The sequence below is a fragment of the Pseudomonas bubulae genome (assembly GCF_900618535.1).
Lineage (GTDB): Bacteria > Pseudomonadota > Gammaproteobacteria > Pseudomonadales > Pseudomonadaceae > Aquipseudomonas > Aquipseudomonas bubulae.
The window spans coordinates 124150-137605 of sequence record NZ_UYJA01000003.1 but is presented as its reverse complement, the minus strand read 5'-3'; the positions used below and the strand labels follow the sequence as shown (position 1 = coordinate 137605).

Sequence of the window (13456 nt, the reverse complement as noted above, 5' to 3'; positions counted from 1 at the left end):
ACCCCAACGCACACTGGGGTCATGACCACAGCCCTTCATATCGCACTTGTTACCGAAACCTTCGCCCCTGAAATCAATGGCGTGGCCAATACCCTTGGCCACCTGTGCGATGGCTTGCGCGCCCGCAACCACCGCGTGCAACTGATACGCCCACGCCAGAGCGCCGATGGCAATCAGCGCAGCAGCGACGACCTGATGCTCTGCCGCGGTTGGCCGCTGCCCGGTTATCCCGGCCTGCAATGGGGCCTGACCTCCACCCATCGCCTGACCAGGCGCTGGTGCCAGCACCCCCCTGACGTGGTTTATATCGCCACAGAGGGGCCCCTTGGGCTGTGCGCACTCAGGGTTGCCCGACGCCTCGGCATTACCGCGGTCACCGGCTTTCATACCAATTTTCAGCAGTACTTGCGCCAGCATGGCCTGACCCTGTTTACCCGGGCGCTGACTCACTACCTGCGCGGGTTTCACAACCGCTCGGCAATGACCCTGGTGCCCAGTGCCAGCCAACGCGTAGAACTTGAGCGCAGGCATTTTGAACGCCTGGAGCTGCTGCCCCGTGGCGTCGATAGCCAGCTGTTCAGCCCGGCAAAACGTCAGAATGCCTTGCGCCAGAGTTGGGGGCTCAGAGAAAACGATATTGCCCTGTTGTATGTAGGACGCTTGGCACCGGAAAAAAATCTGGACGCACTCAAGCGCTGTTTCGATGAACTACAAGCCCGTTATCCCGCACGCCGCTTCAAATTGATCGTGGTGGGCAACGGCTCAAAACGTGCCTCACTGGAAGCCTCGTTGCCTGAGGCCATTTTTTGCGGGCAGCAGTCTGGCGAAGCGCTAGCGTGCCATTACGCATCCGGTGACGTGTTTTTGTTTCCCAGCCTGAGCGAAACCTTCGGCAACGTGGTGCTCGAAGCCCAGGCTTCAGGCCTGGGAGTGGTGGCCTATGACGAGGCTGCTGCCGGCTTGCATATTCGTCATGGCTACAACGGCGTACTGGCCATGCCGGGGGATGAATACGCCTGGATCGAAGCCGCCTGCTGGCTGCTTGATGACCCGGAAACCTTGCGCACCCTGCGCCTCAATGCCCGCTGCCATGCCAGTCGGCAAAGCTGGACGGGGATTGTCGAGCAGTTCGAAAACCAGTTGCAGCAGGCTCGCCAGGGCCGCGAATACGCAGCCCCGGTGCCGGTTCCGATGACCGTAAAAAAGCCTTAGGCCAGGGACTTCTCAATGGCCTGAATGACCGTGGCATCGTCTGGGGCGGTACGCGGTGAGAAACGCGCCAATACCCGGCCATCCTTGCCAACCAGAAACTTCTCGAAGTTCCAGGTAATTTCCCCTTCAAATTCGGCGCCCTCGCCTGCCAGCAACCGATAAAGCTGATGGCGGTCAGGCCCGTTGACCTCAAGCTTGCTGCTCAGAGGGAAAGTGACGCCGTAGTTGAGGCTGCAAAACGCCTGGATATCCTGCTCGCTCCCCGGTTCCTGCCCGGCGAACTGATTGCATGGCACGCCTAGAACGCTGAAGCCCTTGCCCTTGAATTGCTGGTAGAGGTTTTCCAGGGCTGCGTACTGAGGGGTCAAACCGCACTTGGAGGCGACATTCACTACCAGCACCACTTTGCCTTTAAAAGTCTCCAGCGGCAGCGGCTTGCCATCCAGCGCGTCCAGGGTAAGTTCGTGAAATGCACTCATGACGGACTCCAAAAATTCCCGTATCCACATTCAAACAATCGTTCAGCCTGCCGATTGCCCTCATAATCCAGGATGCAAAAAGGCGCCCGTAGGCGCCTTTCCTGGCTAGCTCTCATGTGAGCGTAGCAGCACTTGTCAGTGCTGATGACCGCCTTCACCGTGTACGTGGCCGTGAGCGATTTCTTCTTCGCTCGCGTCACGGATGGCCACAACCTTGACCTTGAAGTTCAGACGCTGACCAGCCAGTGGGTGGTTACCGTCTACAGTCACGTCGTCGCCGTCCAGGTCACGGATGGTCACGATCTGCATTTGGCCGTCCGGCGCCGAAGCGTGGAACTGCATGCCAACTTCCAGTTGGTCAACGCCTTCGAACATGCTGCTGCTCAAGGTGCTGACCAGTTCGGCGGAGTACTCGCCGTACGCGTCTTCCGGCTCAACGGTAACGTCCAGCTCGTCACCGACGGCCTTGCCAACCAGAGCCTTTTCCAGACCCGGGATGATGTTGCCAGCGCCTTGCAGGTAAACCAGCGGCGCGCCGCCGGCGGAGCTGTCGATGACCTCACCAGCGTCGTTGGTCAGGGTATAGTCGATGGAGACAGCCTTGTTAGCGGCGATCGTCATGGGGCGAGACCTTTTGCAAAAAATAATGAGTTCGCAAGTTTAACCAAGCAATCGCCCGAAAGCGAACACAACCAAGACCAACGGATAATTTTGAAAACTTCAACGATCATTGGCTGGCGTCAGGATGAGGAGCAGCACTGGGTTGCCGTGCTCTCCTGTGGCCACACACAGCACCAGCGCCATCAACCGCCCTGGCAATCCCGGCCGTGGGTGCTTGATCCCGGGCAACGCCAGGCCAAAATAGGCCAGCCCTTTGCCTGTGGCTGGTGTGCTCAAGAGGCGGATAGCGCTAATCTTGGCAATTGATTCAGGCACAAGCCCCGTTTAAAGGGTGTTGCCCTTGCACTGCCACGTCAGGAAGCTCGCATGCAAACTTTCTTTATCGCGCCCACCGATTTTGGTGTGGGTCTGACATCCATTAGCCTGGGCCTGGTTCGCACTCTTGAGCGCGCCGGGCTTAAAGTCGGGTTTTTCAAGCCCATTGCCCAGCCGCACCCGGGGGATTTGGGGCCGGAGCGCTCCACTGAACTGGTGGCCCGCACCCACGGCCTCAAGCCGCCTACCCCGCTGGGCCTGGCCCATGTCGAGCGCATGCTGGGTGACGGCCAGTTGGATGAGTTGCTCGAAGAAATCATCAACCTCTATCAACAAGCGGCCATCGGCAAGGACGTGCTGATTGTCGAAGGCATGGTGCCCACCCGCACGGCCAGCTACGCGGCACGGGTCAACCTGCACCTGGCCAAGAGCCTGGATGCTGAAGTGATCCTGGTCTCGGCCCCGGAAAACGAAGTGCTGACCGAGCTGTCGGGTCGGGTGGAGTTGCAGGCCCAGCTGTTTGGCGGGCCAAAAGACCCGAAAGTGCTGGGCGTGATCCTCAACAAGGTGCGCACCGACGAAAGCATGGACGCTTTTGCGGCACGCCTCAAAGAGCATTCGCCGCTGCTGCGCAGTGGTGATTTCAAGTTGCTGGGCTGCATTCCCTTTCAGCCCGAGCTGAATGCTCCACGCACCCGCGATGTGGCCGAATTGCTGGGAGCCCAGGTGCTCAATGCCGGGGACTATGAAACCCGTCGCATGTCGAAAATCATCCTCTGCGCACGCACGGTGCTCAACACCCTGCAACTGCTCAAACCGGGCGTGCTGGTGGTCACCCCGGGAGATCGCGACGACATTATCCTGGCCGTGAGCCTCGCCGCCATGAACGGCGTCCCGCTGGCCGGCCTGCTGCTGACCAGTGACACCCAGCCCGATCCACGCCTGATGGAACTCTGCCGTGGCGCCCTGCAGGCCGGGCTGCCGGTGCTGTCGGTGAGTACCGGCTCGTACGACACCGCCAACCGTCTCAACGGCCTGAACAAGGAAATTCCCATCGATGACCGCGAGCGCGCGGAAATCATCACTGATTTCGTCGCCAGCCACCTCGATGCCCACTGGCTGCACCAGCGCTGCGGTACACCCCGCGAAATGCGCCTCACCCCTGCAGTTTTTCGCTATCAGTTGATCCAGCGCGCCCAGCAGGCCAACAAACGCATTGTCCTGCCCGAAGGCAGCGAACCCCTGACCGTACAGGCTGCGGCCATTTGCCAGGCACGCGGTATCGCCCGTTGTGTGTTGCTGGCCAAGCCCGAAGAAGTCCAGGCAGTGGCCAAGGCCCACGGTTTTGAACTGCCCGAGGGACTGGAGATTCTTGACCCGGACCTGATCCGCGGCCGGTACGTCGAACCGATGGTGGCCCTGCGCAAAACCAAAAGCATCAACGCGCCGATGGCCGAGCAGCAACTGGAAGACCCGGTAGTGATTGGCACCATGATGCTGGCTCTGGATGAGGTCGACGGTCTGGTTTCAGGGGTGATCCACTCCACCGCCAACACCATCCGCCCTGCCCTGCAACTGATCAAAACCGCGCCGGGCTGTACGCTGGTGTCATCGGTGTTCTTTATGTTGTTCCCCGAGCAGGTGCTGGTGTATGGCGACTGCGTCATGAACCCGCACCCGAGCGCCACTGAACTGGCTGAGATCGCCCTGCAAAGTGCCGACTCTGCCGCTGCCTTCGGCATCACGCCACGGGTGGCCATGATCAGCTACTCCAGCGGCGAATCGGCCAGCGGTGAAGAAGTCGAAAAAGTCCGCGAAGCCACCCTTCTGGCGCACGAAGCGCAACATGCGCTGCTGATCGACGGCCCGTTGCAATACGACGCAGCAGCCAACGAAGTGGTGGCCAGGCAACTGGCGCCCAACAGCCAGGTGGCGGGCCGGGCTACGGTATTTGTGTTCCCCGACCTCAATACCGGCAACACCACGCACAAAGCCGTACAGCGCAGCGCCGACTGCGTCAGCCTGGGGCCGATGCTGCAGGGCCTGCGCAAACCGGTAAACGATCTGCCTCGCGGCGCACAAGTGGACGATATCGTCTACACCATCGCCCTTACGGCGATTCAAGCCGCCAACCGACCTATGGATGTGTAAATGCTGGACTTTCTGCCTGCGCCGATACGCGGCGTCATCGCTTCACTGCTGCTGGCGATCAACACCATCCTGTGTTGCACGCCGTTGTTTATCGTCGCGATTTTCAAGCTGTGCCTGCCGTTCCCGGCGGCGCAACGGCTGACCGACGAATTGATGCGCCGGATCCACGAAGCCTGGGTCGGCAACAACAACCGCTGGATGGACCTGATACGCAAGACCCGCTGGCATATCAAAGGCCTTGAAGGGCTGGACTATGAGCACTCGTATCTGGTGACCAGCAACCACCAGAGCTGGGTTGACATCATGGTGCTTCAATATGTGCTTAACAAACGCATCCGTCCGCTGAAGTTCTTCCTTAAACAGGAACTGATCTGGGTTCCGGTGATTGGCCTGGCGTGGTGGGCACTGGGCTTTCCGTTTATGAAACGCTATTCGAAGGCGTACCTGGCCAGGCACCCGGAAAAGAAAGGCGCTGACCTGGCAACTACGCGCAAGACCTGCGCCAAATTCAAGAACCAGTCGGTGGGCATCTTCAACTTCGTCGAAGGCACGCGCTTCACCGAAGCCAAGCATGCGCAACAGAACTCGCCGTTTCGCTACCTGCTCAAGCCCAAGGCCGGCGGTATCGCCTTCGTCCTGGACGCGATGGGCGAACAGCTGAAATCAATCGTCAACGTGACCATCCACTACCCGGGCGGGCGTCCGGGGTACTGGGACTTGTTGTGCGGCAATGTGAAGGACGTAGTCGTGGTGTTTGAAGAGCTGCAAATACCCGATGAATTCCTGGGCAAGAACTACGACCAGGACCCGGAGTACCGCCTGGCGTTCCAGGGCTGGATCAACCAGCTCTGGGAAGAGAAGGACCGCTTGCTGGAGCAGTTGCATCGGGACTATCCGGCACAGTGAAGAAGATCAAAAGCCCCTCACCCTAACCCTCTCCCAAAGGGAGAGGGGACTAAAGGCAAAAGCAGACCTGTACAACACCACAAATCAGCTCCCTCTCCCTCGGGAGAGGGCTGGGGGAAAATACAGCGCCCAACAAAAAGCCCGCCACCGATCACTCGGTGGCGGGCTTTTTAGTGCGGCTTAAATTGCGCCGCGTTGACGCAACAGGTCCAGCACCTGCTTGACGCTTTCTTCCAGTGACAGCGTTTGCGTGTCGACCACCAGGTCGGCATTCAACGGCACGTCATACGGGAAGGACTCACCCGGAATATTGTCGCCACCCGCCGCATACAAACCTTGCGGGTCTCGCTCGGCGCATACGGCCGGGGATGCCTGCACATATACGGTAAGCAGACGGTCGCTGCCGATCAGCGCCTTCGCCTGTTCACGGCCTTCGGCATCCGGTGCCACGAACGCGGCCAATGTCAGCAAGCCCGCTTCGTTAAACTGACGCGCCACGTGAGCGGCACGACGCCAGTTTTCCGTACGACCGGCACGATCCTGTGGCAGCCCCTTGTTCAGGTCATGGCGCAGGTTCTGACCATCGAGTACAAACACCGCACGGCCCATGTCGAACAGCTTGCGCTCAACAGCATAGGCCAGAGTGCTCTTGCCGGCGCCGGACAGGCCGCTGAACAGCACTGTGGCGGGTTGCTGGCCAAAGCGCTGGGCACGCTCTTCAACCGCCACATGCGCCAATTTACCATGATGGGTCGCGCTGCCATGACTCAACGGCTGTGCAACGATCATCCCGGCACCGACAGTGCCATTGGTCAAACGGTCGATGATGATAAACGAACCGGTGGTGCGGTTGCTGGCGTAGCCGTCCAGGGCGATCGGTGCATCGAGGCTGATCTTGACCTTGCCGATCTCGTTCAGTTGCAAGGCGCTGGCCGGGCCCTCTTCCAGGGTGTTCACATCGACCTTGTTGATGATGCTGGCAATCGAACCCGGTACATAGCTGGTGGCGCGCTTGATGTCGTACTTCTTGCCCGGCAGCATCGGCTCTTCAGCCATCCACACCAGCATGGCTTCGAAGTTGTCAGTCACCAGCGGCACATTGTCGGCATGCACCAACAGGTCCCCACGGGAGATGTCGATCTCGTCTTCCATGGTCAGCGTAACTGCCTGGCCCGGGCCTGCGTGTTCCAGCTCACCTTCAAAGGTAACGATGGATTTGACCCGGCTGCTCTTGCCCGAGGGCAATACGACGATTTCATCGCCCTTGTGCACGATGCCGCTGGCCAGGGTACCGGCAAAACCACGGAAGTTCAGGTTCGGACGGTTCACGTACTGCACCGGGAAGCGCAGGTCGGTGAGGTTGCGGTCGGCCGCCACTTCCACGGTTTCGAGGATTTCCATCAGCGACTGGCCGGTGTACCACGGCGAGCGCTCGGACTTGTTCACCACGTTGTCGCCTTTAAGGGCGGACATCGGCACAAAGTGCAGGCTGGTAGGCTTCATCTTCAAGCCTTCGGCGAACTTCAGGTAGTCGGCCTTGATCGACTCGAACACACCCTCGTCGAAACCCTTGAGGTCCATCTTGTTGATGGCCACAACGATATGCTTGATGCCCAGCAACGAAGCAATAAAGCTGTGGCGACGGGTCTGGGTCTGCACGCCGTAACGGGCATCCACCAGAATGATCGCCAGGTCACAGGTCGATGCACCGGTGGCCATGTTGCGGGTGTACTGCTCATGGCCAGGGGTGTCGGCAATGATGAATTTGCGCTTGGCGGTGGAGAAATAACGATAAGCCACGTCGATGGTAATACCCTGCTCGCGCTCAGCTTGCAGGCCGTCTACCAGCAGCGCCAGGTCGATATCGTCGCCTGTGGTACCGCTTTTTTTCGAGTCGCGGGTAATGGCTTCCAGATGGTCTTCGTAGATCATCTTGGAGTCGTGCAGCAAGCGCCCGATCAGGGTGCTCTTGCCGTCGTCGACGTTGCCACAGGTCAGGAAACGCAGCATTTCTTTGCGTTCGTGCTGGCCCAGGTAGGCGAGGATGTCCTCGCTGATCAAATCAGATACGTGCGACATGACAACCCCTTAGAAATAACCTTGACGTTTTTTATCTTCCATCGAGCCTGCGCCATCGTGATCGATGACTCGGCCCTGGCGCTCGGAAGTTCGCGTCAGGAGCATTTCCTGGATGATGTCGGTCAGGGTTTCAGCCTCGGACTCCACCGCGCCGGTCAGCGGGTAGCAGCCAAGCGTCCGGAAACGGACCTTTTTCTTGACGATACGCGCCTTGTCTTCATCAGACAGGTGCTCAAGGATGCGCTCGTCGTCGATCATGATCAGCGTGCCGTTCTTCTCGATCACTTCGCGTTCTGCGGCGAAGTACAGCGGCACAATCGGGATGCCTTCGAGGTAGATGTACTGCCAGATATCCAGCTCGGTCCAGTTCGACAACGGGAACACGCGAATCGATTCGCCTTTGTTGACGTTGCCGTTGTAGACGTTCCACAACTCGGGCCGCTGATTTTTCGGGTCCCAGCGGTGCTTGCTGTCACGGAAGGAATACACGCGCTCTTTGGCACGGGATTTTTCTTCATCGCGACGCGCACCACCAAAGGCGGCATCAAAACCGTATTTGTCCAGAGCCTGCTTCAGGCCCTCGGTCTTCATGATATCGGTATGCTTGGCGCTGCCGTGGGTGAAAGGGTTAATCCCTTGTGCCACGCCGTCCGGGTTGACGTGAGTGATCAGGTCCAGGCCCAGCTCGGCGACCATCTTGTCGCGAAAGCTGTACATCTCCTGGAATTTCCACTGGGTGTCGACATGCATCACCGGAAACGGCAGCTTGCCAGGGAAAAACGCCTTGCGAGCAAGGTGCAGCATCACGGCGGAATCTTTACCGATCGAGTACAGCATCACCGGGTTATCGAACTCGGCGGCCACCTCGCGGATGATGTGGATGCTTTCCGCCTCCAGCTGTTTCAGGTGCGTCAGTTTGTCGACCATGGCTACTCACGAAAGCTATCTTATGAACGGCCTGCGGGCCGTGTTCGAGGGGCGAATGCTAGCACAGCACCCTCTTCTATAGATGGCGCCAACTAGATCGAAACGGTCTAAGAATAGACCTCGGAGTTTGGGCGATTACTCCATGTGGGAGCGGGCTTGCTCGCGATGCAGGCAATGCGGTTATACAGCAAGAACGCGTTGATTCGATCGCGAGCAAGCCCGCTCCCACAGGGTTCAACTCCAATGCTCAGATCGGATTCGGGCAATCGATAAACAGGTGTTCCAGGGCGAAGCGCCGCGCCAGGTAATCCCCCAGGGCTTGCACGCCATAACGTTCGGTGGCGTGATGGCCTGCGGCAATAAAGCTGATGTCGTTTTCCCTGGCACTATGGAAAGTCTGCTCTGACGCTTCGCCACTCAGGTACAGATCAACCCCCGCCTGTACCGCCTGATCGATAAAGCCCTGCCCGCCACCGGTACACCAGCCCACGCGACGGATCATTTCGCTGCCTTCAATCAGCAACGGCTCACGGCCCAGCGCTTCTTGCACACGGCGGGCAAAATCGCGGGCCGTTACAGGCTCGGCCAAGGAACCCACCAGCCCCACCACTTTCGAATTGCCCGGTTCCAGCGGACCTTCGACGGTGATATCCAGCTGCCGGGCCAATTGCACGTTGTTGCCCACTTCTGGATGCAGATCCAGCGGCAAGTGGTAGGCCAGCAGGCTGATATCGTGCTTGAGCAGGGTTTTCAGGCGGCGCTGCTTCATACCGGTAACGCACGGGTCTTCGCCTTTCCAGAAGTAGCCGTGATGCACCAGCACCAGATCAGCCTGGGCCTCGACTGCGGCATCCAGCAATGCCTGGCTGGCGGTCACGCCACTGACTATACGCATCACCTGCGGGCGGCCTTCGACTTGCAAGCCATTGGGGCAGTAATCGCCGATGGCGGCACAGTTGAGGTAACGATTTGCCTCTTCTACCAGCGTGCTCAGGGAGACAGCCATAAAAGACTCCTAAATATAGCGTTCAGAGCCGGGCGGCCCTCGTATAATGGCGTCATTATGGGCCGTCAGAATGGCTCTGCAACCTTCAGGACTGAGTTCAATGTTTAAGGCTTTGCGTTTCTTTGGCTGGCCGTTGCTGGCTGGCGTGCTTATCGCTTTGCTGATTATTCAGCGTTACCCGCAATGGGTTGGGCTGCCGAGCCTGGACGTTAATCTGCAACAAGCCCCGCAAACCAGTTACATGCAGCAGGGTCCCGTGACCTACGCCGATGCAGTGGTGCGCGCCGCGCCTGCCGTGGCCAACTTGTACACCACCAAGGTGGTGAACAAAAACGCCCGCCCATTGTTTGAAGACCCGCAGTTCCGTCACTTTTTCGGCAACAACGAGCCTAAACAGCGTCGTATGGAGTCCAGCCTGGGTTCGGCAGTGCTGATGAGCCCCGAGGGCTATTTACTGACCAATAACCATGTAGTCGCAGGTGCCGACCAGATTGTGGTGGCACTCAAGGACGGCCGCGAAACACATGCACGGGTTATTGGTAGCGACCCGGAAACGGACCTGGCAGTACTGAAGATCGACCTGAAAAACCTGCCTGCAATTACCATCGGCCGCTCGGACACCCTGCGCATCGGTGATATCGCCCTGGCGATCGGCAACCCGTTTGGCGTTGGCCAGACCACCACCATGGGCATTATCAGTGCCACCGGGCGCAACCAGTTGGGCCTGAACAACTACGAAGACTTTATCCAGACGGATGCCGCGATCAACCCGGGTAACTCGGGCGGCGCGCTGGTGGATGCCAACGGTAACCTGACCGGCATCAACACCGCGATTTTCTCCAAGTCCGGCGGCTCACAGGGCATCGGTTTTGCGATCCCGATCAATCTGGCCATGGAAGTCATGAAGTCGATCATCGAGCACGGCCAGGTGATTCGCGGCTGGCTGGGCATTGAAGTGCAGCCGTTGACCCAGGAGCTGGCCGAGTCGTTTGGCCTCAGTGGTCGTCCGGGAATTGTCGTGGCGGGGATTTTCCGTGATGGCCCGGCGCAAAAAGCCGGTTTGCAACTGGGAGACGTGATTCTGAGCATTGATGGCGAACCCGCCAGCGATGGCCGTCGTTCGATGAATCAGGTGGCGCGGATCAAACCTTCGGACAAAATCACCATACAGGTCATGCGCAACGGCAAAGAGCTCAAGCTCACCGCCGCAGTGGGCCTGCGACCGCCGCAAGAGCAGCCGCCGCAGAACGACTGAAAACCCTCACCCCAGCCCTCTCCCAAAGGGAGAGGGGGCCGATTTGTGTTGCTGCGCGAATACTGCTCTTGCTTTAGTCCCCTCTCCCTCCGGGAGAGGGCAGCGGTTACAAGTCTGACAACCCTTCAATCAACGCCGCATTCTGCTCCGGCGTGCCGATGCTGATGCGCAGGAACTGGGCAATGCGCAGTTGCTTGAAGTGACGCACGATCACCCCCTGATCACGCAACTTGGCCGCCAACGCCGCCGCATCGTGTTCCGGGTGACGGGCGAAGATAAAGTTCGCGGCCGATGGCAGCACTTCAAAGCCCAGCGCCTGCAACTGCGCGACCACTTGCTCGCGACTGTCGATCACCCACTGGCAGGTCTGTTGGAAATATTCGCGGTCGGCAAACGCTGCCGCTGCGCCAACAATGGCGATACGATCAAGCGGATAGGAGTTGAAGCTGTTCTTGATTCGCTCCAGCGCTTCGATCAGATCCGGATGGCCCACCGCCAGGCCGACACGCAAACCGGCCAGGGAGCGCGACTTGGACAGGGTCTGGGTGACCAGCAGGTTCGGATAACGGTCCACCAGGCTGATGGCCGTTTCGCCGCCAAAGTCGATATACGCTTCATCCACCACGACCACCGAATCAGGGTTGGCCTTGAGGATCTGTTCGATGGCCTCCAGCGCCAGCAGGCAACCGGTCGGTGCATTGGGGTTGGGGAAGATGATCCCGCCATTGGCCCGGGTGTAGTCCGCAGGCTGGATCTGGAACTGCTCATCCAGTGCTATGGCGTCAAACTCGATGCCATACAACCCGCAGTAAACCGGATAAAAACTGTAACTTATATCCGGAAACAGCAGCGGTTTGTCGTGCTGGAACAGGCCATTGAAAACATGGGCCAGCACTTCGTCCGAGCCGTTGCCAAAAAACACCTGATTGGTCTGCACACCGTAATACTCGGCCACCGCCTGCTTAAGCAGGTCGCTGTTCGGGTCGGGGTATAAACGCAGGTTGTCATTGATTTCGGCCTGCATCGCTGCCAGCGCTTTAGGCGAAGGCCCATAGGGGTTTTCGTTAGTGTTGAGCTTGACCAGTTTGGTCAGCTTCGGTTGCTCACCCGGCACATAAGGCACCAGGGCTTTAACGAATGGGCTCCAGAACTTGCTCATACTTGTTACCCCTGTTTGTCGGCGAGGATGCGGTATTCAGCACTGCGGGCGTGACCGGTCAGCGATTCGCCGCGAGCGAGAATCGAAGCGGTTTTGCCCAGGTCGGAAGCACCCTGCTCGGAGCAGAAGATAATCGAGGAGCGCTTCTGGAAATCATAAACGCCAAGCGGTGACGAAAAACGCGCCGTACCGGAAGTCGGCAGTACGTGATTAGGCCCTGCGCAGTAGTCGCCCAGCGCCTCTGAGGTGTGACGCCCCATAAAGATTGCACCGGCGTGGCGGATCTGCGGCAACCAGGCTTGCGGGTCTGCCACCGATAGCTCCAGGTGTTCCGGAGCAATGCGGTTGGCCACGTCGATAGCCTGCTGCATGTCGTTCACCAGAATCAGCGCACCACGACCATTGATCGAGGTTTCGATGATTTCGGCCCGCTCCATGGTCGGCAGCAGTTTGGCGATGCTGGCCGCCACCTTGTCGAGGAACTCGGCATCAGGGCTAACCAGAATCGCTTGCGCGTCTTCATCGTGCTCGGCCTGGGAGAACAAATCCATGGCAATCCAGTCCGGGTCGGTCTGGCCGTCGCACACGACGAGGATCTCCGAAGGGCCGGCAATCATGTCGATGCCTACCTGGCCAAATACATGACGCTTGGCGGTCGCGACGTAGATATTGCCCGGGCCTACCACCTTGTCGACTTTGGGTACGCTTTCGGTGCCATAAGCCAATGCCGCAACCGCTTGTGCGCCACCAATGGTGAACACCCGGTCAACGCCCGCAATGCAGGCGGCAGCCAGCACCAGCTCATTGATTTCGCCACGCGGGGTCGGCACGACCATCACCACTTCGGTCACGCCGGCAACCTTGGCCGGAATCGCGTTCATCAGCACCGACGAAGGGTACGACGCCTTGCCACCCGGTACGTACAGACCGGCGCGATCCAGCGGCGTGACTTTCTGGCCCAGCACCGTACCATCGGCTTCGGTGTAGCTCCAGGAGTCCTGTTTCTGTTTCTCGTGGTAGCTGCGCACGCGCTGTGCGGCCGTTTCCAGTGCTTCACGTTGTGGCGCAGTGATGCGGGTCAGGGCCAGTTCCAGGCGCTCGCGCGGCAGGATCAGGTCAGCCATCGAGGCCACTTCAAGCCCGTCAAAGCGCTGGGTGAACTCAACCAGGGCAGCGTCGCCCCGCTCACGCACAGCCTTGATGATGTCGAGCACACGCTGGTTGACCGAGTCGTCAGACACACTTTCCCAGCTCAGCAGATGATCCAGATGCTGCGCGAAGTCCGGGTCAGCAGCGTTGAGTCGGCGAATTGCAGTGGGAGCGGTCATAGCGAGGGCCTCGGTAAT

General features: G+C 59.2%; 11 protein-coding genes and 1 pseudogene. 5 read left to right on the top strand and 7 right to left on the bottom strand.

The window, feature by feature from the left end:
* The first annotated feature begins 21 nt into the window (after positions 1-21).
* Positions 22-1212 (top strand): glycosyltransferase family 4 protein, encoded by a 1191-nt coding sequence (locus PPTH39_RS11560; protein WP_232527634.1) that lies wholly within the window; start codon positions 22-24, stop codon positions 1210-1212.
* Here PPTH39_RS11560 and PPTH39_RS11555 read toward each other — a convergent pair.
* Both PPTH39_RS11555 and PPTH39_RS11550 read right to left on the bottom strand, forming a co-directional pair.
* On the bottom strand, positions 1209-1691 hold the full coding sequence (locus PPTH39_RS11555; protein WP_095001160.1) for a glutathione peroxidase: 483 nt from the start codon (positions 1689-1691) through the stop codon (positions 1209-1211). The genes PPTH39_RS11560 and PPTH39_RS11555 overlap by 4 nt on opposite strands.
* Positions 1692-1826: 135 nt before the next feature.
* Positions 1827-2312, bottom strand: coding sequence for an FKBP-type peptidyl-prolyl cis-trans isomerase (locus tag PPTH39_RS11550; RefSeq protein WP_095001159.1), 486 nt, complete (start codon positions 2310-2312; stop codon positions 1827-1829).
* Between PPTH39_RS11550 and PPTH39_RS11545 the strand changes: the two are divergent.
* The 3 genes and pseudogenes from PPTH39_RS11545 to PPTH39_RS11535 all read left to right on the top strand — a co-directional run bounded on the left by PPTH39_RS11545 (position 2311) and on the right by PPTH39_RS11535 (position 5684).
* Positions 2311-2618 (top strand): annotated as a pseudogene (locus PPTH39_RS11545) (DUF3565 domain-containing protein). The gene PPTH39_RS11550 and the pseudogene PPTH39_RS11545 sit on opposite strands and share 2 nt — an antisense overlap.
* A 60-nt stretch (positions 2619-2678) precedes the next feature.
* Entirely contained in the window at positions 2679-4778 is a 2100-nt protein-coding gene (gene pta / locus PPTH39_RS11540) for a phosphate acetyltransferase (RefSeq protein WP_095001158.1), read from the top strand.
* Positions 4779-5684, top strand: coding sequence for an acyltransferase (locus tag PPTH39_RS11535; protein WP_095018235.1), 906 nt, complete (start codon positions 4779-4781; stop codon positions 5682-5684).
* Between the two features lie 180 nt (positions 5685-5864).
* On the opposite strand, the gene cysN is transcribed toward PPTH39_RS11535, so the two are convergent.
* From cysN to PPTH39_RS11515, 3 genes are all read right to left on the bottom strand, one after another.
* Positions 5865-7763 carry a sulfate adenylyltransferase subunit CysN gene (gene cysN / locus PPTH39_RS11530; protein ID WP_095024926.1) on the bottom strand — a complete coding sequence of 633 codons (1899 nt, stop codon included), beginning with the start codon at positions 7761-7763 and terminating at the stop codon, positions 5865-5867.
* Between the two features lie 9 nt (positions 7764-7772).
* A complete protein-coding gene (gene cysD, locus PPTH39_RS11525) occupies positions 7773-8690 on the bottom strand; it encodes a sulfate adenylyltransferase subunit CysD (protein ID WP_095001155.1) in 918 nt (305 codons plus the stop codon).
* Positions 8691-8937: 247 nt separating this feature from the next.
* Positions 8938-9696 carry a Nif3-like dinuclear metal center hexameric protein gene (locus PPTH39_RS11515; RefSeq protein WP_095001154.1) on the bottom strand — a complete coding sequence of 253 codons (759 nt, stop codon included), beginning with the start codon at positions 9694-9696 and terminating at the stop codon, positions 8938-8940.
* Positions 9697-9796: 100 nt separating this feature from the next.
* Here PPTH39_RS11515 and algW point away from each other — a divergent pair, with 100 nt between their 5' ends.
* Entirely contained in the window at positions 9797-10951 is a 1155-nt protein-coding gene (gene algW / locus PPTH39_RS11510; protein WP_095001153.1) for a Do family serine endopeptidase AlgW, read from the top strand.
* 106 nt (positions 10952-11057) lie between these two features.
* On the opposite strand, the gene hisC is transcribed toward algW, so the two are convergent.
* Entirely contained in the window at positions 11058-12110 is a 1053-nt protein-coding gene (gene hisC / locus PPTH39_RS11505) for a histidinol-phosphate transaminase (protein ID WP_130871989.1), read from the bottom strand.
* A gap of 5 nt (positions 12111-12115) precedes the next feature.
* Positions 12116-13438 (bottom strand): histidinol dehydrogenase, encoded by a 1323-nt coding sequence (hisD, locus tag PPTH39_RS11500; protein WP_095001151.1) that lies wholly within the window; start codon positions 13436-13438, stop codon positions 12116-12118.
* Positions 13439-13456: the final 18 nt, after the last annotated feature.

What these genes read in the sequence shown, in the direction of transcription:
- PPTH39_RS11555 (WP_095001160.1), bottom strand. Translation starts at nt 1,691, where the DNA reads ATGAGTGCATTTCACGAACTTACCCTGGACGCGCTGGATGGCAAGCCG.
- PPTH39_RS11515 (WP_095001154.1), bottom strand. Translation starts at nt 9,696, where the DNA reads ATGGCTGTCTCCCTGAGCACGCTGGTAGAAGAGGCAAATCGTTACCTC.
- hisD (WP_095001151.1), bottom strand. Translation starts at nt 13,438, where the DNA reads ATGACCGCTCCCACTGCAATTCGCCGACTCAACGCTGCTGACCCGGAC.
- PPTH39_RS11560 (WP_232527634.1), top strand. Translation starts at nt 22, where the DNA reads ATGACCACAGCCCTTCATATCGCACTTGTTACCGAAACCTTCGCCCCT.
- PPTH39_RS11550 (WP_095001159.1), bottom strand. Translation starts at nt 2,312, where the DNA reads ATGACGATCGCCGCTAACAAGGCTGTCTCCATCGACTATACCCTGACC.
- hisC (WP_130871989.1), bottom strand. Translation starts at nt 12,110, where the DNA reads ATGAGCAAGTTCTGGAGCCCATTCGTTAAAGCCCTGGTGCCTTATGTG.
- cysD (WP_095001155.1), bottom strand. Translation starts at nt 8,690, where the DNA reads ATGGTCGACAAACTGACGCACCTGAAACAGCTGGAGGCGGAAAGCATC.
- pta (WP_095001158.1), top strand. Translation starts at nt 2,679, where the DNA reads ATGCAAACTTTCTTTATCGCGCCCACCGATTTTGGTGTGGGTCTGACA.
- PPTH39_RS11535 (WP_095018235.1), top strand. Translation starts at nt 4,779, where the DNA reads ATGCTGGACTTTCTGCCTGCGCCGATACGCGGCGTCATCGCTTCACTG.
- algW (WP_095001153.1), top strand. Translation starts at nt 9,797, where the DNA reads ATGTTTAAGGCTTTGCGTTTCTTTGGCTGGCCGTTGCTGGCTGGCGTG.
- cysN (WP_095024926.1), bottom strand. Translation starts at nt 7,763, where the DNA reads ATGTCGCACGTATCTGATTTGATCAGCGAGGACATCCTCGCCTACCTG.